The 19353-nt window shown below is 42.1% G+C and carries 23 protein-coding genes and 1 pseudogene; 8 read left to right on the top strand and 16 right to left on the bottom strand.

The window, feature by feature from the left end; genetic code table 11:
* Positions 1–297: 297 nt before the first annotated feature.
* A complete protein-coding gene (locus OEX01_07525) occupies positions 298–1194 on the bottom strand; it encodes an integrase (protein MDH5448831.1) in 897 nt (298 codons plus the stop codon).
* A gap of 313 nt (positions 1195–1507) precedes the next feature.
* Here OEX01_07525 and OEX01_07520 point away from each other — a divergent pair, with 313 nt between their 5' ends.
* Complete coding sequence (locus OEX01_07520; GenBank protein MDH5448830.1) at positions 1508–1840, top strand: hypothetical protein; 333 nt, start codon at positions 1508–1510, stop codon at positions 1838–1840.
* Positions 1841–1959: 119 nt separating this feature from the next.
* On the top strand, positions 1960–2835 hold the full coding sequence (locus tag OEX01_07515; protein MDH5448829.1) for a hypothetical protein: 876 nt from the start codon (positions 1960–1962) through the stop codon (positions 2833–2835).
* 40 nt (positions 2836–2875) lie between these two features.
* On the opposite strand, the gene OEX01_07510 is transcribed toward OEX01_07515, so the two are convergent.
* The 6 genes from OEX01_07510 to OEX01_07485 form a co-directional block, all read right to left on the bottom strand.
* The gene (locus OEX01_07510; GenBank protein MDH5448828.1) at positions 2876–3454 is read right to left on the bottom strand and encodes a hypothetical protein; all 579 of its coding nucleotides are present in this window, start codon (positions 3452–3454) and stop codon (positions 2876–2878) included.
* 285 nt (positions 3455–3739) lie between these two features.
* The gene (locus OEX01_07505; GenBank protein MDH5448827.1) at positions 3740–4774 is read right to left on the bottom strand and encodes a YIP1 family protein; all 1035 of its coding nucleotides are present in this window, start codon (positions 4772–4774) and stop codon (positions 3740–3742) included.
* Positions 4775–4969: 195 nt separating this feature from the next.
* The gene (locus OEX01_07500; protein ID MDH5448826.1) at positions 4970–5746 is read right to left on the bottom strand and encodes an ABC transporter permease; all 777 of its coding nucleotides are present in this window, start codon (positions 5744–5746) and stop codon (positions 4970–4972) included.
* Positions 5743–6510: an ABC transporter permease gene (locus tag OEX01_07495; protein ID MDH5448825.1), complete on the bottom strand. Its 768-nt coding sequence runs from the start codon at positions 6508–6510 to the stop codon at positions 5743–5745. Before OEX01_07495 ends, OEX01_07500 begins: the two co-directional genes overlap by 4 nt.
* A complete protein-coding gene (locus OEX01_07490) occupies positions 6507–7457 on the bottom strand; it encodes an ABC transporter ATP-binding protein (protein ID MDH5448824.1) in 951 nt (316 codons plus the stop codon). The genes OEX01_07495 and OEX01_07490 overlap by 4 nt, the downstream gene beginning before the upstream one ends.
* 72 nt (positions 7458–7529) lie before the next feature.
* Positions 7530–7862 (bottom strand): hypothetical protein, encoded by a 333-nt coding sequence (locus OEX01_07485; GenBank protein MDH5448823.1) that lies wholly within the window; start codon positions 7860–7862, stop codon positions 7530–7532.
* A gap of 231 nt (positions 7863–8093) precedes the next feature.
* Here OEX01_07485 and OEX01_07480 point away from each other — a divergent pair, with 231 nt between their 5' ends.
* On the top strand, positions 8094–8864 hold the full coding sequence (locus tag OEX01_07480; GenBank protein MDH5448822.1) for a serine/threonine protein kinase: 771 nt from the start codon (positions 8094–8096) through the stop codon (positions 8862–8864).
* A 224-nt stretch (positions 8865–9088) separates the two neighbouring features.
* Positions 9089–9322, top strand: coding sequence for a hypothetical protein (locus OEX01_07475; GenBank protein MDH5448821.1), 234 nt, complete (start codon positions 9089–9091; stop codon positions 9320–9322).
* Between the two features lie 264 nt (positions 9323–9586).
* Here the strand turns inward: OEX01_07475 and OEX01_07470 are convergent, their stop codons facing one another.
* From OEX01_07470 to OEX01_07440, 7 genes are all read right to left on the bottom strand, one after another.
* Positions 9587–10051, bottom strand: coding sequence for a response regulator (locus OEX01_07470; GenBank protein ID MDH5448820.1), 465 nt, complete (start codon positions 10049–10051; stop codon positions 9587–9589).
* Positions 10003–12306 carry a GAF domain-containing protein gene (locus tag OEX01_07465; protein ID MDH5448819.1) on the bottom strand — a complete coding sequence of 768 codons (2304 nt, stop codon included), beginning with the start codon at positions 12304–12306 and terminating at the stop codon, positions 10003–10005. The genes OEX01_07470 and OEX01_07465 overlap by 49 nt, the downstream gene beginning before the upstream one ends.
* The gene (locus OEX01_07460) at positions 12279–12659 is read right to left on the bottom strand and encodes a hypothetical protein (GenBank protein ID MDH5448818.1); all 381 of its coding nucleotides are present in this window, start codon (positions 12657–12659) and stop codon (positions 12279–12281) included. Before OEX01_07460 ends, OEX01_07465 begins: the two co-directional genes overlap by 28 nt.
* Before the next feature lie 254 nt (positions 12660–12913).
* Complete coding sequence (locus tag OEX01_07455) at positions 12914–13354, bottom strand: SRPBCC domain-containing protein (GenBank protein ID MDH5448817.1); 441 nt, start codon at positions 13352–13354, stop codon at positions 12914–12916.
* A 244-nt stretch (positions 13355–13598) separates the two neighbouring features.
* A complete protein-coding gene (locus OEX01_07450) occupies positions 13599–14087 on the bottom strand; it encodes a phosphopantetheine adenylyltransferase (protein ID MDH5448816.1) in 489 nt (162 codons plus the stop codon).
* A gap of 6 nt (positions 14088–14093) precedes the next feature.
* Positions 14094–15029 (bottom strand): hypothetical protein, encoded by a 936-nt coding sequence (locus tag OEX01_07445; protein MDH5448815.1) that lies wholly within the window; start codon positions 15027–15029, stop codon positions 14094–14096.
* Complete coding sequence (locus OEX01_07440) at positions 15030–15803, bottom strand: ECF transporter S component (protein MDH5448814.1); 774 nt, start codon at positions 15801–15803, stop codon at positions 15030–15032. It abuts the gene before it with no gap.
* Between the two features lie 324 nt (positions 15804–16127).
* Between OEX01_07440 and OEX01_07435 the strand changes: the two are divergent.
* The 4 genes and pseudogenes from OEX01_07435 to OEX01_07420 all read left to right on the top strand — a co-directional run bounded on the left by OEX01_07435 (position 16128) and on the right by OEX01_07420 (position 18195).
* A pseudogene (locus OEX01_07435) lies at positions 16128–16421 on the top strand (restriction endonuclease).
* Positions 16422–16436: 15 nt separating this feature from the next.
* Positions 16437–16679, top strand: coding sequence for a DNA-directed RNA polymerase subunit H (locus OEX01_07430; protein ID MDH5448813.1), 243 nt, complete (start codon positions 16437–16439; stop codon positions 16677–16679).
* A gap of 37 nt (positions 16680–16716) precedes the next feature.
* Positions 16717–17472: an HAD family hydrolase gene (locus OEX01_07425; GenBank protein MDH5448812.1), complete on the top strand. Its 756-nt coding sequence runs from the start codon at positions 16717–16719 to the stop codon at positions 17470–17472.
* A 171-nt stretch (positions 17473–17643) separates the two neighbouring features.
* Positions 17644–18195: an N-acyl homoserine lactonase family protein gene (locus OEX01_07420; protein ID MDH5448811.1), complete on the top strand. Its 552-nt coding sequence runs from the start codon at positions 17644–17646 to the stop codon at positions 18193–18195.
* Positions 18196–18206: 11 nt separating this feature from the next.
* Here OEX01_07420 and OEX01_07415 read toward each other — a convergent pair whose 3' ends face one another.
* Positions 18207–18611 (bottom strand): Zn-ribbon domain-containing OB-fold protein, encoded by a 405-nt coding sequence (locus OEX01_07415; GenBank protein MDH5448810.1) that lies wholly within the window; start codon positions 18609–18611, stop codon positions 18207–18209.
* A gap of 3 nt (positions 18612–18614) precedes the next feature.
* A partial coding sequence (locus OEX01_07410) for a hypothetical protein (protein MDH5448809.1) occupies positions 18615–19353 on the bottom strand: 739 nt, incomplete at its 5' end.

Raw genomic sequence — 19353 nt, 5'->3', positions numbered from 1 at the left:
TTCTTTTTAGGATTTCTTGGGTTTCAGCAACCTTACACCTGATGTGGCAATTAAGCCGATTCCTACCATCCCTATAACAATTGCCCAACCAGTATTGTTCTCTCCCAAAATATTTCCTTCAAACATCAAAAAGGCACCAATCAAGCACAATGAGATTCCTAACACAAACGAAATATATTTCCAATGCATTTATGATACCCTCTACTTTCTAACTAGCGTCTCGTTACCTGACTTCAGCTTTTATGGCTTGTGGAAAAAGCCTTAATCTAATAGAAAAAAAGGGGAATAATAGTTAGGCTATGCCAATAGTTTTAGTCCTTCTGAAAACCTGTCATATATCGACTTTAGTCTAAGCAGTTCTCTTCCAGTGTAATATTTCGCTAAGACTGGTCTTGGTGCTCTGCCCTGAAATATGTCAAAATATCTATCTGGACAACCATTCTCTCCAAGATTTGCTGACTGCCATTTTTTGAGTACTTGAGGTGTTATCTTAGTTCCAGCTTTTCTACTAACTTCAATCCACATCCTATAGAAAACGTTCTTGTCAATTCTGAACAACCTCTCTTTGTCATCCTTCCTACTTGCCAAGTACTTTTGTAGGTACTTTTCTGTATCAACAGTGTAAAATGTTATTCCAGCTCTTTTTGTTCTTGTGTTATGTCGAGACTTAACTGATCTTAGAGAGGAATCTACATCACTTTTTGCCAACTCTAGTAGCTCTGAACATTTCAGTCCACTATCCTTGTAAAACATAAAGATAGCCTTTTCTCTCTCACCAGATAAAGCACTAAAGCCAAGTCTGAGCTGCTCTTTAGAAGATAGAACAGTTTCTTCGTAGTTATTCAGAAGAGGAGCTTTCCTGAATCCGAAAACAATTTCAGGTCTTCCAAGATATCTCATGATGAAAGCTTTCAACCCCTTGATCTGATTGTTGTAAGTACTTGGTTTCATGGAAAGATATCCTTGAAGATAGCTTCTAATAGCATCTCTACTCACGATTCCCTTAGAATGCTTCAGAAATCGTATGGCAATGTATTGGTACTGTTTGACCATTCTTTTAGTAAGTCTCTCATCAATGGTTAAATAAACAGCAAAGTCTGAAATTGTTTTCTCCAAGTTGGAAATTCTGAGAGCAATGTTTCTTGCATCTGCTATTGGGTATATAGCCTGCAGAGCTGCTCTATATGGGTTCAATTCCCATCCCCGGCTTCCAATTATACATACACATAGTTTTTTCCATGGAATGACCCTGCATAGTTTTACGCCGTGGATGGAACTCCTACTTGCGTTTTCTGAACAGCTTATAGCGGTCCATGTCGGTTACCTATTCGAATCCACACTCAAGCAAAGTCTTGGCATCTTCGAGAGTTCTCGCAACTTTTACCACATATTAATCATCTTTCTCCTGCAACAACTGCGTGCTCATCGCTAAAGCATCATTGTTGTCACGTGACGGCTTAGGGTTTAAGTGGCAGCATTTGCATGATTTTGAGTAGGAGGCTTCACTATGAGCTCAAAATTGCTAGTTATAATCGCAACTGGTGATAGGGAAAAAGCTTTAGCGGGTTTGATGTATGCTCGGAACGTTTTAAAGAATAAGTGGTTAGATGATGTTAAAATTGTGTTTTTTGGGCCGTCTGAAAAATTGGCGGTTGACGATGACAAAGTGGCATGGTTCATCAAAGAGATAAGCGATGAGAGTGACTGCTTTGCTTGTAAGGCTATTTCTGATAAGGAAGGCGTGTCGGAGAAGCTGGTAGAAGCTGGAGTAAAAGTGGAATATGTCGGAACGATTGTGTCGAATGCAATTAAAGAAGGCTACTTGCCAATGGTTTGGTGAGTGTGGGCATATTGATGGAAAGTGAGTTTCGACAGTATCTTGTTGGCCGTAAGTTGAGCGCAGAGAATGTCGACTTCGCCGTTAGTATGGTCAGGGAGTTCGAGGAGTACCTTGCGAAGATGAATACATCGTTCGAGTCTGCAGGTTTAGATGCACTCAAAGATTATGTCTCTCTTCTGATGGGGGAAGGTAAAAACTCAATGGACAGATTGGTCGCGATTGCCCGCTACTGCAGCATCGCGAAGAAAAACGATTACTACATTTACTTAGCGTCGATCTTAGGCGCCAGAAATGTACTGCCTGATCTACGCGAAAGGTTAGCAACTATTGCTGGAGAGGAAGCTAGCCGTAGAGTCTTTAAAGGGTTTGAGCTACCTCCACTAGGCTGGCCTCAGGAAAGCTACACGAGACTTACCCAGATGATCGTGGGTAGGCTGGAGGTTGAGCTGACCAGCGAAACGTGTAGGAAGATTCTTACGTGGAACTACCACAGAGTGCCTGCTGAGGCTTTTCAAGGGAAGAAAGAACGGTTCGAAAAGGCCGACAGTATCGACGAGTATTTGAAAGACGAGCACAAGAAGTTCATAGAGGAGTTGAAAGGCTTCATGAAAGAGGGGCGGATATGGTACGAGCAGGAGATAACCCCAGAAGTTCTGGAGTTCATAAAGGGCAATCAGGAGATCTGCACGGGCGTCAGGCGTGGTAACAAGATCTACTTGACCAAGATACCCTACGCGCCAAAGCAGTACTTAAATGAGGAAGCCTCCACCTTGAAGAGGTACTACGCTTGTCACTGCCCGCTCGTAAGGTCAGCCATACGTGACGGAAAGGCGAAGATTTCGCCAATATTCTGCTACTGCAGTGGCGGCTTTTCAAAGTTTGGGTTTGACGTGATATTCGGCGAACCAGTCGAGGTAGAGATGCTTGAGAGTGCTCTCAAGGGAGACATGCGATGCCGTTTCGCCATCCAAATCCCAAGAGGCAAAATGAAATAGCGCGCGAGAGTCAGGAGTTGTGCACGCGCAATCTTCGAGCCTATGGGAGAAAACTCGCGAATATGCTTATGTTCAAAAGCAAAAGTGCACCTTGAAGAAGGCATAGGACGCCTAAGATGGTTGCGACAGGTCTTGAAGCCAAGACTGTGCCTACCAACTTCAGAAGGTCTTCTACAAACTTGAAAAAAGTGTAGGCCAGCAAAGCTGGGATTAGGAAGATTGCCAAGTACACCCAGGTTGAAGAGATGCCTAAAACAGTCTCAGGCAGCGGATACAAGATGTAGACCAGACCAACACACAAACTCCCTACTACCAATCCTATCAAAGCCGCCCAAGGAACGTCCTTCAAAGGTTTCAGAACCAAGGCCAAACCAGTGACTACCAAAAGATAACGCGTACCGGAATCCCAAGCCTGACTCAGCCAGACACCTGTGGCAGTCACTAACATGAGAACCCCAACAAGAAATCCAAAGAGCACCATAATCTTCACCGTAGCACTAACAGGCGCTCCCACAACCGGAGCTGGCTTAGAAAGTTTCCCAATCAACCAAGAGGCTGCCGTAATACCGCCAAGAATCAAAACATAAGGAGTATATGGAACCAATAACAGAAGATCCATCATTACTAACCAGAACAGTAGTTATTTCAACAGAGCTTTAATTCTTTTCGTCTCTACTGAACTACACTTTTACGCGAGTGCATGAACATTGAGGTCCCTGTAAACAGAAAAATGGGAGTCTGCGGGAGATGTCTCCACTCTATGTGGGTTCAATTCCCATCCACGGCTTCCAAGCACATATTCGCAGAGGTTTTCCCTGCAATAAACCCGCCAGTTTACACAGTGGATAGATCCAATACTAACCTTCTCTGTATTTCTATTCCCTGGCCCTAATGCGAGTGCACCTTACAAAAATGTCCATGTGAGTAAAAAGAACAAAGGCAAAAACGCTATTGTGGTAGTCAAGCAGGCACTTCGCAATTCAAGCCTTTCTGAAGTTTGAACCGCAAAAGTAACTAGCATAATAGGCCATAAGACTAGAGGAATAACTAAGCCCAAAATCAAAAAGATCACGCTTGGCACGAACGAATTTTCAATTTGGAGTCCTATCTCCAGCAAGTCAACAACAATTGTTATCAAAGAAGGCAGAAAGGCAAAACCCAACAGAGACGCTAGACCATAGCGACTGCTTTCTCCATCAAGTTGTTGTGCTATTATGTGGGTTAGAGCTGACGCTACCAGCCATAGGAAAAGCATCATAGGAATGATCAACGTTATTTTTGAAACGAGTTCTAGCGGTTCGCCTATGTTGAAAGGAATAAAACGCCAGCGTGCAGGGACAAAATCTGCCAGAGAGAATGCAAGAGTCCGAATTATCCATGCAACAGAAACCAAGACAGCGGAGACGAAAGAAAATAGGATTGATTGATTATAGTTGACTTCTTTGAATGTACGTTGCGGATGTAAAAACGTTCCCAAGAGGAATTGGCATTGTTGTCTCCAAGAGAAAGCACTTAGGCGTCCGCTTAAGTAAAGATCGATGAAAATCATAAAGAAATAAGGTATAGACAAATACTCTACAGCAACTAGGGGGTAGTTAAAGAAGAAAGGCTTTAAGATTGCATCATTAAGGGGATTGAGAGTTGTATCATTAAGGATGGTTATCAGGAGAAGCATGAGACCAAACGTTGCGCTGAAACCGAATTGAACTATGAAACTTTTCTTTTTCAGAAAAACCGCAGGAATCTGCGACCCTCCTAAGAAACTTATTACGGCAAGACCGTAGAGGAAAATTATTATTTGCTCTACATTGTCGTCTGAAGGAACAACGCCTGAGAGGTCCATAATGCTTTCTACAGCGCTCGTGAGGAGAATGGTGTAGCAAACAAGTAAGATCCAACCAACTGCAACACACAAGTATTTTCGTGTTGAAGACTTCAAATCAGCATCAATTCTCCATGTAGGTGCAAAAGAAATAAATGTCTTTAGTCGTAACGAGAGGAATATAGATACATATTATAGCTGTTGAAGATCTTTAATAGTCACTTATCAGGTTGTGCGTGCGTGTTTCACTTTGGAAAGGTGGGCTTTGCATCTTTCAAAGAAGTTTCTCTTTGATCCACGACTGAAAATACTTCAGATTTTTCCTTTAACTTGGAAATTACGAAGAGCAGCTAAGTAGGTGAATGCGCCCACTACGGTGAAAGGTATGCTTGCGAGGAGAATTTTGACAAGAAAGGTGGGTTCGATGGGAGCACCTGCAAAAGTATACTGCCGAAGGGCTTCGGCAGCAAGGCTTAATGGATTTGCAGCGACAACTGTGATTAATGCAGGCGGCAGGTAATTTTGAAGAACTTCCATAGGGTAGTACACTGTACTTAGAGTTAGGAGAGCGACTTGTACAATATTTTGGAATGCAAAGAAGAATTCTCCATGCGTTGACGCAACTGCGGCAAGTGTAGCCGCGATGCCTGCGAGTCCCATGGCAAGAACAAAGAGGAAAGGCAACAACATGAACGCGCTCCAAATCGCATGGGCAGGAAGAACGATTAGTGCAATTGCCATGAGAGAGCTTGCGTACACCAAGGCAGCTGCGCCTCCAGCAAGCAGATAAGCTATAACGAGACCATGCGTGCTGATTGGAAGAGATAGTTCGTACTGGATTACGCCTTCACGAAGAGCCAACCAGATTCGTCTGCCAGTGTCCATGGACGCAGCGAAAAGCCCCATAATTATGACTGCAGGGACGAAATAGGCAAAATAGTCGAAAGTCATCATCCTCTTGTAAACAAGCGCCACTACAAGCATGTCTGAGAGATTGAGACTTAGAAGTACAGCCATGAGCCATTTTGTGCGAAAGAAATAGGAGAAGTCGTTGCGTGCCATTGCAAGAATAACGCGAATCTCGCTCATGCGCTCTTAACCCCTTCTACAAGTCTCTGCATGAGAACTAAGCCTAGACCTAAAGTGCTAACTGATAGAGCCGTCAGTACAGCCACTGCATAGTAGGAATTCAAGAGGATGCTTGGATCAAAACCTAAGATGAGACGAACCAAATCTGATCCGTATGTAAGTGGGCTGAAGAGTGCGGCTGAGGCGTACTGGGAGGGCAAGACTATGAAAGGATACAGCACTGTGCTGAAACGGATTATTATAGTGCTTAAGCCTGTGACAATTGCTGTGTAGAGGTCAGACGATTTAAAAGCTATGAAAGACAACCCCAGCATAAAGCCTGCTACGCCGAAACCAAGCCAAAACAGTGTTAACGTGCAAGCAACTACAGAAATCCACGTGAGATTTCCTATAATTAGCAAGGTAACCGTCAATGGAACTGCAAGCATTAGAGAAAGCTCTGCTCCGCCTTGCAAAGCGATAGCCAAGAATAGTTTTGACCGTGAAATTGGAAGACTGAGCAAGTAAGGTAAACGTCCTTCATGGGCGTGCTCAACAAAGTGACGCCCAGTATGGGACGCCATGTCAAAAGTTATCATAATCACCAGGCCAACTGCGTAGAATTGTCTATAGTCGCCTATCATGGGATTTGTGACGAGTTGAGAAATCATCACGCCGTACACGCCGATTTGAATTAAGAAAACGATCCATTCTGCGATTATCCAGACGGGTGGCTTAAGCTCCGGTTTCAAGTCAAACCATACTAGGCGGATTATGTTACTCATCTGTTATCCTCTGTTAAGGCGCGTCCTGTGAAGTGAAGGAAGACGTCATCTAGGGATGGTTCGGTAACTCTTATAGAGCGTATGTGGGCTTTATTTTGGTAGCACATCTCCGTCATTTTTGGTACCCATGATTCTGCCATGGACACGTAGGCTTTAAACTGATTCACATCTGAATTAGTAATTTTGACTGTCCCCTCTATTTGGCTTAGGGCATGTTTTAGAGTTTGAGTATCTGGAGTGTCAATTTCAAGTTCAACTATGTCGCCGCCTGTGATGCTGTCTTTCAGCTGTCTCACGTTGTCACACACGATTTTTGCCCCCTTATCCAACACAGTTACGCGATCAGCTAAGTATTCAGCTTCACGAACTTCGTTCGTAGCGACGAGAATTGTTGAACCTTCTTTTCGTAATTCGAGGATTTTTGCCCAGATTTTGCGTTTTCCCCGCAGGTCTACTTGGCTACTAGGCTCGTCTAATATGGCGAATTTTGGGCGTTGGACAAAGACTTTAGCGACTTCTAACCGTTTTGCCTGTCCACCCGAGAGGTGCATAAACAGTTTGTTTCGGGCATCCCAAAGTTCAAGGTCTTTGAGGATATTTTCTATTAAAGTGTCACGTTTTGTTTTTGGGACGCCGCACACGTTTGCGTGGAAACGTAGTATGTCGGCGGGTTTATGGCGCCAGAACCCTCTCGCTTCTTGGAATGCTATGCCTAGGATTTGGCGTACGCGTGTTGGTTGAGCGTTTACGTCTAAGCCCATTAATTTTGCTTGTCCTGATGTTGGTTTAAGGACTGTGGCGAGGATTAGGAGGAGAGTTGTTTTCCCTGAGCCATTCGGTCCGAGGAGCACCATAATTTCGTTTTCGTCGATGGTGAAGTCTAGGTTTTTTAGGGCATATGTCTTGCCGTATCGCTTTGTTAAGTTCTTGGTTTCAACAGCGTACACTCAGCATTCCAACACCATAGCTATTATGAAAGGTTAGAAGTGTAATTCGGATCTGGAAAATAAATATAGTGGTTATTTTTTATGTCGTTTGTTTCTTTCCCGTTTTTGTGATTTTCGGCGCCATTCCCTTTTTTTCTGTGTTCTTATCTGGGCTCTACCGTAGCTGTGGTTGGGACTAGTTTCTTCTCGGAATTGGTTTATGTTTCTGTAAAAGGTATGGTAGTCTATTTGATTTTGTTGAAGAGAAGTGATGTTCTGGTTTAACTGTTTTTTGGTCTCGGGATTGCTTGTTTTGTCATAGGTATCAGAGTAGGCAAGATAGGCAGCGTGAAATTGAAAATCAGATGGTTTGTCAATTAAGAGCTTTTCTGGTGGAATTGATGTGTTATTAGATTCTTCAGTCATTGTCCTCCAAGCTTTTGTGATAACGTAGAATAGTAAGCTTGCCTTTTATAGATAACGTTTATTGCCGAACAAAAGAACATTTTCTATAATCCTAGAATACTACATTTCGTGTTAAAAAGTGTCAAACCTATTTGAAACCGAATAAAATCTAGAGAAGACTAAGTGACGTACACACAAAAAACTTTTTTACGAAATCTCCACTCAGTAAACACACTCAACTGAGGCGGCCAATTGAAAAGCAACAAAAAAGTAACACTGGAATTGCTTGGCAAAGAAAAATACAGGCGTATAATTTGTTATCCAAAATACAAGACAGACGAATTCAAACACCGCCTCAAAGAACTAAAACAGCTCAGCATTGAAGCAATCGAGTTCACAGGACAAAAACATGTCCACAATACCCCTGTTTTAGGAAAAGGCTGTGTAGGCATAGTAGTTACAGCCTACAAGAAAGACGAAAAAGTCGCCCTGAAGATTCGTAGAACGGACGCAAACAGATCGACAATGCAACGCGAAGCGCAAATGCTAAAAAGAGCAAACAAAATAAACGTTGGACCCGGCCTGCTCGGAATCACTAAAAACTTTCTATTAATGGAATATGTTGAAGGCCTCCTGCTTCCAGAATGGACAGGAACGCTAACAGAAAAAGACGTAAGAAAAAGGCTTCGTCGCGCTTTGCGTTTGATCTTAGAACAGGCTTGGAGATTGGACAAAGCAGGGTTGGATCATGGTGAACTGAGCCATGCACCAAAACATATAATTGTCAAGCCAGATGACGTGCCTTATCTTGTGGATTTCGAAACTGCAAGCATTTCCAGACATGTATCCAACGTTACTTCTCTTTGTCAATACCTCTTCATAGGAAGCCCAATTGCTAAATATATTCAAATACAACTTGACGACATCGACAAAGACAACTTAGTGAATGCTTTGAGAACGTACAAGGAAAGCAGAGACAGGAAAGATTTCAAAGAGGTTCTTTCGAAGTGTGGAGTTCTGTAAGGCATTCTTTAGATTACATATAACAGTGTATAGGCGAAAGAATAATAATAAGTAAAGCTCCTGCCTTTTTGTCGACTTTTTCTCTAAAAGCAAGCGTTAGTATCACGACGGTGGAGGCAGGTATTGCATACAAAGCTAGCGAGATAGAACGTTTAGGGGGGTCATAAAACACTGGTGTTGGGAAGAGTAACTGTCCTATCGAAATGGAAACAGTTTCATCTACGATGCAGCTTCCTATAATGTCCCCTATTGCAAGTTTGTACTATCTTTTGCGGATCGCTGCCAAGTCCACTACAAGCTCAGGAAGTGAAGTACCTACCGCTAGCATGAAGAAGCTGATAAGGAATTCAGGCATCCCCAATATCGTTGACAGGTTAATTGCTGATCAAACAACTGCTAACGCCTCGATTGCAACACCGACAAAACCTAGAACCGCCATCGCCAAATGGAACAAGTAGTGCCTGCTCGTTTTGGTTTTGAATTGTTTCTTTTTCAAACTGTTTTTTTTTGTAGTTTTCTTCATTCTTTATCGTTGTTTATAAAGTTGCTAATGATGTTTTGGCTATTGTTATACAACTGTGCTAAACAGGTGATAGAATAAGAACAAAATCCAACACGAGAGTCAAATTAGTAAAAGGCTAAACTAATATTGTCTTGAAGCGCAAGCTGAACACGCTTGCAAACTGCTGTAAAACAGATCTGAATAAAAAATATAGGGTGTGTTACGGCGTTTTTTTGTGGGTCATTGCTTTTAGTTCTTCGGCTCTTGTTTTTATGAATTCTGCGACTTTTTCTTGGCTGTATTTTTTGGTTTCTTGCTGTTTTTTCAATTGTTCCTTGATCGTGTTTAGAACGTTTTCCATTTTGAATGGCTTAAGCACGTATGCGTCTGCGCCCCTGTTTACGGCTTCGACGGCGTTTTGTAGCGTGGGATAGCCGGTGACTATTATTTTGACCATTTTTGGAGTGGTATCCTTCATTGCGGTCAACAGTTTTGTTCCGTCTATGTCGGGGAGCCGGATGTCTATTAATGCAAGGTTGTAGAATTTGACGTTGGATTTTCGGATTGCTTCTTTTCCGTTTTCAGCTGTGTTGACGACGTATCCTTCTTCTTCCAATACTGTTTTCAGGACTTTTCTTATGCTTTCTTCGTCGTCGACAACAAGGATTCTGGCACGTTCATCCATATTTTTTCACCTCCTGCTGGTTTAGGTTTGATAGGAAGCGTTATCGTGAATGTGGTTCCTTTTCCAACTGTACTTCTTGCAGAAATGTCGCCTCCATGAGCCGCTATGATACGTTTGCAGATGGGCAAGCCCAGCCCCATTCCTTTAGATTTTGTCGTGAAAAGAGGCGTCCAAATTTTTCCCATAATTTCTTTCAGCACGCCTGTCCCTGTGTCGATGAAGGCTATCTCCACGTTACCATCTGCTTCCTTGCTTTTTATTGTAAGTTTGCCGCCTTCAGGCATAGCATCAACCGAGTTTTTAATAATGTTAACGAAGACTCTTTTCATTCTCTGGACATCAACCTTTATCCTTAGGTTGCTCTGTGTTGAGTCTAATACTTTGACTTTTCTAGGAATTTCAACCATAAATAATGCCTCTTTCATAACTAGTTTAGGAGTGGTTTCAGTAAGTTCTAGTTGCATTTCTCCCGAGTATTCTAGAAGATCGTTTATGATTTTGTTGGAGTATTCTATGTCTTTTTCTATGAGCTCCAACATTTCTCTCGTTTTTTTGTTCGCCTTTTGACCTAGTTTCGATTTCAGATAGTATATAGCGCCCCCGATGCCTGTCAATGGATTGCGCAAGTCGTGACCCACGATGCTACTTAGTTCACCTATAGCTGCTAATCTTTGAGCCTTAACCAACTGTTCTTGAGATTCTTTCAATTCTCTAGTTCTTTCCTCTACTTTCGACTCAAGCAGTTCAGCGTCAGCTTTCAACTGCTCTCTAGCCATATTTAAGCTGCGGATGAGCTGAGCATTTTCGATTGCTACAGCGGCTTGATGGATAAAAAGCTCTAGAGATGCCAAAGACTCGTTAGTGGGACGTTTTCCATCCAACGGGTCATCGATGCTTAATACACCTACGATACGCCCATCAGCCAAGCGAAGCGGGGCATAAAGTAAGTCTTGTGGATCCCAGTCAACCATTTCTTCTGGCTGAAGTTTGCTTGGAACAGTGCCATCGGAAAATCGTTTTCTAACCCAAGAATCGCTCCATGGAAGATGGTAGAACTCACCGATCTTGAAGCGTTTGTATTCTGGGCCAAAGCGTTTCTGCCACACTTGACCGGGTGATTTGTTGTTCCACAAAAATTCTATTTCTTTATTCGTTAGACCCGCAGTTACTATGTCCTCGGGCTTTGTTATATTCATATTTCTATCTCGGACAGAGATGACGACCCTTCGCCATCCAAGTTCTTTAATAGCCTCGGCGATTGTTTGGAGTCGTTTGTGCAAATCCGTAGAGCTGATTATCTTAGTTGAGCTTTGCATTAGTGAAGCTAATTGGTTGGAGCGCTTCTCAATTTCTCTTCGTTTTTCTAGGTTGCTAATTGCAGTTGCAGCGTGCGAAGCCAAGATTTGAAGCAATGTCACATCTTTCTCGTTAAAGCCTTCTAACTTTTTACTTTCTACATTTAGGACTCCAAGAATTTTTTCTTCTGTTTCAACTGGAACAGCCAGTTCTGACCGAATACCTGGAACACCTTCAACAAAATCTTTGTCTTTTTTAGTATCACAAACAAGAATGGAACCACGTGTATTAACTGCCTTGACGGTTATGCCTTTCTTTGTTCCATCTAAAGGCAACTCCAAAAGCAAAGGTATCGAATATCCACGTTGGCATACAACTTGAAGGCTGCCTTTGTCGATTATTAGGAATGCTGCATGTTCAAAACCTAAAGTTCTTTTCATGGCGTTAAGGGTCAGTTCGTAAACTTGCTGAACAACGTTCGCGGTGTTTAGTTTTCTGCCATAAAAGTTCAAAGCGGAAAGTCTCTCTTCCATAATCTTTCTTTCAGTGACATCTCTAATTATTTCCAAAGCCTCTACATGGCCATCTGAATATTCAAGCGGAATAGAAATGACTTCATAATTTTCTCCATGCTTTCCCGCAAGTTCAGCTCGAAATGTTTTCTTATGTCTGATTGCATTCCTCATTGGGCATTTAGGGCAGGGTTTTTCAAGCCCCATGTACGCAACATAGCATTTCTTTCCAGTTAAATCACCGAATCTGTCTTTTAAAAACTTGTTCTGGTATTTAATTAAATAGTTATAGGTAACAATCTCTACGCCGTCTTCCAATGCTGAGAGTATCAAGTTCATTTCTTGTAAAGATTCACGTAACTTTTTCTCGGGTGCCCTAATTTTCTCAGCGTCCCCCCTCAAACATTCCTTAGATTCAGTTAAGCTTCTGTTCCTATTTCCTTGCATTGAACTATTTTCTCCGTTATATTTTTGGCGTTATTTTTTTCCAGAAGACTCCGTTTAGCTGTAGCCACATATTCAATAAATGCGAAATCTGCAGGTTCACGTAACTCGAAAGTCTCTCCAGTTTTTTCATGAAGTCTTTTCATAATTAGAATCTCAAGGAAATCAGCTCCTGACCCAAAAATCTTCTCAATTGCATCTGCGAAAACCTCAAGATTACAGGGGATTTCTTGTCTCTTAATATTGAAGCTTTTTTCCAGATGGAAATAAATCGCTTGCTTAGAGGATTGCCCTAATGAAGACAACCCTTCATCTACTGCTTCAAGCAGAAGTTTTTCGAAATTTCGTTTGTGCAATTATATTCCTCTGAGTAAACAGGTGTCATGAATTTAGAAATCTTCTACAAGGACTGTATAAATCGATTATGAATAACTGATTTAGATTCTGAATTTCTAGATTAGGAAGAAATTGCCGTTGTTCAGATCGCAGACGTATTGAACACTTGCTTCTACAAGTTGGCTGATTATTTCTGCTCATGCCATTTTGTATGTGAACTGTCGCTTTATGGATGCCGTCAATATCGTTACTCACGGCGTTGCAATTTTTAATCTCAACCCACGTATTTCTGAAGTTTTGATAGAGCCACCATCCATGTCCTGTCAAACCATTGTCTTGCTTCTTCCCATTCTAACGAGTTTCTCCACCCAGTGTGTAATAAGTGGATCTCTGTACCTCCTTGACAAGGAATAAAGAATACCACTACGTTGGTGAGAGGTCTAACCTCGTTCATAAAGTGCTTGAATTGTTTTGGCCCTTTCCACTCGAAAGCAAGGAATTTGTTCGGGTGAAGAGCCAATATTTTGCATCCAACAGTATTGTCATTCTCCTTATCTTCTAGGTTCCAAAACAATTCATACTTTCCACCTGTCTTTGGCTCTACATCAGCTACTTGTGTTAGCCATTTCTCAAGATTTTTATTTACAGTGAACATTTCGAACGCTTTTTGAAAGGTGCACTTCAGGTTAATTGAATGATAGATAACTTTATCCATACTTTCTCCTCTCTTTTGAGATATACAATCATAGCATATAGCAACTATGCACACGTTTCAAAAACTCGTCTCACCATGTTCGTCTATAATGATTGTGACAATTGCACCTGCCAGCTTAATCATGCACGCACTAAGCTATTTTGATGCTTTTCCCTAATGAAGAGCCTCCGTGTGATACATGTTCTCTTCAACATGTCTACCCTATACGTTGATAATAGATAATATTATGCCCTGACATCTTTTTTTAACGGTCGGTCTGCTGTTTCAACAATCTTCCTTCACGATCAATTTCCAAGCGACGAATTCTGGTAGTGGTAATAGGATCGCAGTTCTCTGCTAAAACCATCTCTATAACGATAACGTTGAGTGGTCGAAGATTGCTAGCCTTACGCTTTTCGTTTATTTCACGAGCCCTTGCTTCAGTCTCTTGGCTTACCACAATTGTCTCTATTTGCTTACTGGTTAATGCAGGTCCATAAGGATCGTGTAATGGCACAATTTCGGCATGTTCAAGCCAGGCATGCTTTCTTAGAAAGCCCTTTAACTCCTCCAATCTCACAGCGAAAGGTGCAATATAATGAGGCTTTTTCATTTTTTCCACGAAGTCGTCTGTGCATAAGCCTACTTGGACCTTTTCGCCGACTTCGAAGGCTGTTTTAAGCAGAACTCGGTGTCCCTTATGAAACTCGTCGAAAGTCCCACCAACAGCCACAATCTTGAAGGGTTTACTCAATATTTTTCATCTCAAAAGGTGCGCGCCTTTGGTGTCAATTTTTGCTGTAAGAATGTTTTTAGGTGGCAGAACTTTCTTAAAAGTTTCCACTATTTTTTCAACGTTGTCAATAGTTGTTAATGCGTGAACTGCTTCGCCAACCATATTTTGGGCTGCACCAATTGCTCCTGCTTTTTCAGCGAAGTCAATCAGTTTCTCAGTTAATGGTGTTGCAAATTCAGTTTTTCTTGCGAAGTCTTTGCTTGCGAGCATGAAATTCTCTAACGAAGGGTTGGCGAGAATTCTGCCAACCGTTTCTCTTCCATACTTGTTTACAATCTTGCGTGTTTCAGCTGATGCTAATACTTTCTTTGTTGGAATCGGTCTATAGTAGCCTGTTACAATTCTGTGATCAGATGTTGTTGGAATGCGGTCGATAACTGCGTGGCTGGGAGCTCCTGGTTCTACTGTGATTACGCATCCACCTAGAGTTACCGGTCCCACAGTACCTAACCCAGTTCTGCACCTGATCTCTGCTACATGTGCAATTTTTCCTGCTTGAAAGATTGTAAGGTTGATATCTAAGGCTTTGCCTAACGCAAGCGCTGTGCTTAATGCACCCGCCGCGCTTGACCCGAAGCCAGCGCCAATGGGGACAGCTACCTTATGGTGAATAATTACTATGTGTGGCTTACCGACTTTTTCTAGTAGCATTCTTGTGACGGCTTTTGTTGTTTCTGCATTTGGTGCGAGTCTGTTGTTGATATAAACTTGCACAATAGGCTCCTTTGATTCTGTTATACCGACTTCTGTGAGAACACCCTTTTTTACTACAAATCCTCCGCCACGGCTTCCAACAAATTCCAGGTCATGTATGGGTTTTCCATCAGGTGTTGTGTCGCAAATTTCAAAAAAGCTGGAAATTCCAGCAGGACAAAAGGCTCTGGCTGATCTTTCAGCCAATCATTGTCCCTTTCTTTTGGTCGTTTCTTGAGGTTGTAGAGATGGAAAAGCTTTGTAGGTTGCTTTTATAATCGGTGGTCCAAGCACCATAATAAATGGAATCTCAGTGGCAAATGTCCAGACAAACCACAAAAGAATAAAGTATGTCGGAACAGGAGATGTGAAGATACCTGTAGGTGAAAAGAATAGCTGACTGTAAATCCATAACACAACACCTATTATTGAACTCCCAACTCCGAGGCCTATTATTGAGGCTATTCCAAAGTTACGCCATTTAGGCCAAAAGAAAGAAACGGCAATTACCAAAAGACAACTTCCAACAACTGTCGCGAAAAACAAAAGAGTACTATCTGTTGCAGACAAACCTGTAAACCCTATGGATTCTGTTGGTAACAAAATAGTTGGCAACAGAAAGCCCAAAACAGTCACTAATACACCAACAGCAATACCCAAGCTTATTTTTTTCCAATCAAGCTCCTTTCGCGAAATATACCCAATAAGAAAGAACATGGCAAAATTAGATGTAACGCCTGCCGAAAGACTTAGGAAAGGATCACCATGAAATAGCATATCCCTTATAAATATGCCGATTGCGGCACCTATTCCCCCTGTCCAAGATCCAAACAAAACAGCAAATATTGCTGGAATTACTGCCGCAGGCCAAAATGCAACAACACCAACAACTGGGGCTACTATACCTAAATCTGTTAAACGACCCACAACAGCATAAAGTGCTGCACAAACACCTATCATAGCAATTTCAACTGCCTTCATGATTATGCCTTCCTTTGTCTCGAGAGTAGAACGAAATTAAATAAGCATTTCGTATAGATTCTTCAAACATGTTTAGAGACGAATACAGTAAGAAGCGGGCACTGTTAACTTATTTGTCACCATACCCTACACGAAAACTATAAATTTTATCCGCAATACCAGCCATTCATATTTAGATCCAAATAGGACGGTCTAGTCACTGCGTCGAACACACACAAAACAGAACCCTCATAGCAAACAAGTTAACAGAATATAAGAAGCGTAAGGTTTAAGGGTTATTTGGTGATTTCTTTCCAGTATTCGACTTAATTAGAGGCTACATGTTTGAGTAATAAATCCGCAACAACCTTAGAAGAGAAAAAAGCTAAAGTCCTTATAAAGCTGAGAGGCTACAAACGCTTAAAAAAGAAAGGATACAAGATCGCCACTGGATTTTTAGTAAAAACACCGGAAGGCAAAGCCATAATTTATTGCGTTTCTTCCCAAGGCACTGTAGGAGTTCAATACATTAACCAATTGGTGAAGATTATGAAAGAGGAAAATCTGGAAACGGGAATAGTAGTAACAAGTGGACGCTATACACAGGCGGCTAAAAAAAAGGCGCGTAAAAATGGAATAGAATTGATTCCGCGAATTTTCCCAGTTTTCAACCTTTTTGACCATGAGCTTGTGCCAAAGCATGAAATTCTTCCACCAGATGAACGAGAGAAACTGTTAGACAAATATCGTGTTCAGCCTTATCAACTACCAAGAATAAGAACTTCTGACCCTGCTGTAAAAGCTATAGGCGCAAAAACGGGTGATGTTGTGAAAATTATTCGGAACAGCGCCACGGCAGGAAAATGTGTTGTTTATAGGTATGTAGTGGAAGACTAGGGTTCAGCGTTTTTCCAGAGGTTCAGTGGAAGATATTTTGAACCGAAACGTATATCAGATGAGAACTTGCACTATCGCCAGCCATAAAACATTTGGAGCGTCTCACGTGACCATAAAAGCTGTTGTCTTTGATCTCGACGGAACTCTTGCCGAGTTCAACCTTGACTACAAAATTGTAAGAGCCGAAGTTATACAATTCCTAATAAACCAAAGCTTCCCAGCCTCCATATTTTCTATAAAAGAAAGCATCTTTGAAATGCTGAAAAAAGCCAAAGTTTACATGAAAAACAACGGTAAAGAAGAACAAGAATTCTATACCATCCAAAAACACGTCCTTTCCATAGCTCTCAAACACGAGCTTAAAGCTGCTCATGGAACCTCAATTCTGCCAGGGGTGTTTGAAATGCTAAAAACTCTGAAGAAGATGGACTTGAAGCTAGCCATTTTTACAATTAACAGCAAAAAATCGACAGACTACATCCTCAACAATTTCCACATAAAACAATTCTTCGATGTCGTAGTTACACGAGAAGCCGTTTCAAAGGTGAAACCCGACCCATCGCATCTTGCTGCGGCCTTGAAGACTTTAGATGTTAATGTTGATGAAGTGGTTGTGGTAGGCGATAGCATTGTGGACATGAGAAGCGCTAAAGCTTTGAATGCTGCAGCTGTAGGTGTGGCAACCGATAGTGATCTGGTAAAAGAGTTGAATTACGCAGGTGCTATGCACATAATCAAGTCAATAACTAGTTTGCCAACTTTGATCACCCAATTAGACAAAAACAAATCTTAACGACTATTGTTAGTGGCCAAAAAATGGAAATCCATCTACTCAGCAATGGCTATTTCACTCTAGACAAGAGCTTTCTCGTCTATTCTAAGTACCAAGGGAAAATTTATGAAGCAGCCTTGAAGCCTCTGCTAGTGCTGACCGATAATGAACGAATTCTTGTAGACACTGGAATTGGAGAACTGCCACTTCAACATAGGAAATTTCAAAGTCAAGAAGAATCCAAGCCAAAATTTGCAGGTACAACTACAAAATTTCAAACTAAAACCAGAAGACATAACAATTGTCATCAATACGCATTTACACTTCGACCACTGTGGCAACAATAAGATATTCAAAAATGCACGTTTTTATGTCCAAGCTGACGAGCTACGCTACGCCTATGCTCCAGACCGTTTTCAGAAAGCCGCCTATTTGCAAAAGTTCTTTGATGTTGACGTAGATTACCAAATGCTAAAAGGACAATGCCACGTGACTGACGGCGTAACAATTGCGCCAACGCCAGGGCACTCAATAGGTCATCAATCAGTAATAATTCAAGACGGCTCAAACAGGTTTGTTTATTGTGGCGATGCTGCACCTCTAAAAGAAAACTTGGAAAAACGAAACATCCCAGGCATACTTTACCGCGCAGACCAAGCATTAAAGTCAATTGATAAACTCCGCGCTATCAAAGACACTGTCTACATTTTTTCACATGACAAAGAACAGCGAAGCCTAAAATAAAAAACGCGTGACTAGGCGGATTTAAAATAGTATCTTGGCCATCGCGGCCACTCCTCGGATATGCACTCCTTGTCAACATCAACGGCTAAATTCATGCCTACTTTAATCTCGTCCAAGTCTACATTCCTCATCATTCCCGGAAGGCATGCACCTTCTTCTAGCTCAATTATTCCAACCGCGTAGGGTGCCAATTGCTGAAATCTTTTGGGAGAAACGTGAATCACGGTGTAGGTTAGCAGTTTTCCTCGCTTTGGAAGTTCTTTCCACTTCAAGTCTTTGGAGAAGCATTGGGGGCACATCGGCTTCGGAGGCACTAACAGTTTTCCACATTTGTTGCATTTTGCGCCCATAAGTTTTCCTTCTTTTACGAATTTGTAGAAGCTTTCGATAGTGAAAGGGGTTGGTTCTTCTGTCATTTTCTATCCTCTCCTGTAGATGTTCACAACGCCAGTTGCGCCTAAGCCTCCAACGTTGTGGGTTAAGCCCATTTCAGCGCCTTTAACCTGTCTTTTTCCAGCTTGTCCAGTTAGCTGCAGATATATTTCGTACGCTTGGGCTGTACCTGTTGCACCTACTGGGTGTCCTTTTGATTTTAGTCCACCGCTTGTGCATACGGCTACTTTGCCGCCGATTTGGCTTTGTCCTTCTTCTATGAAGCGCCCGCCTTCTCCTAGCTTGCAGAAGCCGAGGTCTTCGTAAGCCACGATTTCTGCGATTGTGAAGCAGTCGTGTACTTCTGCAACGTCTACGTCGGAGGGAGTGACGTTAGCCATTTTGTATGCTTGTTCTCCTGCGAGTTTGCCGACTTTTAGGGTTGTAAATTCTTCTCTTTCATATAGTCCAATGGTGTCGCTTGCTTGTCCTGAGCCTACTATGTGGACAGGTGTATCTGTAAAGTTTTTTGCGAGTTCTGGCTTGGTTAGGATTAGGCAGCTGGCGCCATCTGTTATTAGTGAGCAGTCGTAGAGTTTAAGGGGCCATGCGATAACGCGTGAAGACATGACTTTTTCCAGCGATACTTCTTTTTGCATGTGGGCTTTGGGGTTCATGGCGCCATGGTGATGATTTTTCACTGCTACGAGTGCCATTTGTTCTTCTGTTGTGCCGTACTTGTGCATGTGAGCTGTGGCTACCATGGCGAAGAGTCCGGGGAAGGTT

The organism is Candidatus Bathyarchaeota archaeon (genome assembly GCA_029882535.1).
Classification (GTDB): Archaea; Thermoproteota; Bathyarchaeia; order Bathyarchaeales; family SOJC01; genus JAOUKM01.
Note: the sequence above shows the minus strand (reverse complement) of the source record. Positions and strands in the feature narration are given on the sequence as shown.

Excerpts from the sequence above, each read along its gene's own strand:
- OEX01_07520 (MDH5448830.1), top strand. The coding sequence starts at position 1,508 with ATGAGCTCAAAATTGCTAGTTATAATCGCAACTGGTGATAGGGAAAAA.
- OEX01_07515 (MDH5448829.1), top strand. The coding sequence starts at position 1,960 with ATGAATACATCGTTCGAGTCTGCAGGTTTAGATGCACTCAAAGATTAT.
- OEX01_07510 (MDH5448828.1), bottom strand. The coding sequence starts at position 3,454 with ATGGATCTTCTGTTATTGGTTCCATATACTCCTTATGTTTTGATTCTT.
- OEX01_07500 (MDH5448826.1), bottom strand. The coding sequence starts at position 5,746 with ATGAGCGAGATTCGCGTTATTCTTGCAATGGCACGCAACGACTTCTCC.
- OEX01_07495 (MDH5448825.1), bottom strand. The coding sequence starts at position 6,510 with ATGAGTAACATAATCCGCCTAGTATGGTTTGACTTGAAACCGGAGCTT.
- OEX01_07485 (MDH5448823.1), bottom strand. The coding sequence starts at position 7,862 with ATGACTGAAGAATCTAATAACACATCAATTCCACCAGAAAAGCTCTTA.
- OEX01_07475 (MDH5448821.1), top strand. The coding sequence starts at position 9,089 with ATGCAGCTTCCTATAATGTCCCCTATTGCAAGTTTGTACTATCTTTTG.
- OEX01_07470 (MDH5448820.1), bottom strand. The coding sequence starts at position 10,051 with ATGGATGAACGTGCCAGAATCCTTGTTGTCGACGACGAAGAAAGCATA.
- OEX01_07465 (MDH5448819.1), bottom strand. The coding sequence starts at position 12,306 with ATGCAAGGAAATAGGAACAGAAGCTTAACTGAATCTAAGGAATGTTTG.
- OEX01_07455 (MDH5448817.1), bottom strand. The coding sequence starts at position 13,354 with ATGGATAAAGTTATCTATCATTCAATTAACCTGAAGTGCACCTTTCAA.
- OEX01_07440 (MDH5448814.1), bottom strand. The coding sequence starts at position 15,803 with ATGAAGGCAGTTGAAATTGCTATGATAGGTGTTTGTGCAGCACTTTAT.
- OEX01_07415 (MDH5448810.1), bottom strand. The coding sequence starts at position 18,611 with ATGACAGAAGAACCAACCCCTTTCACTATCGAAAGCTTCTACAAATTC.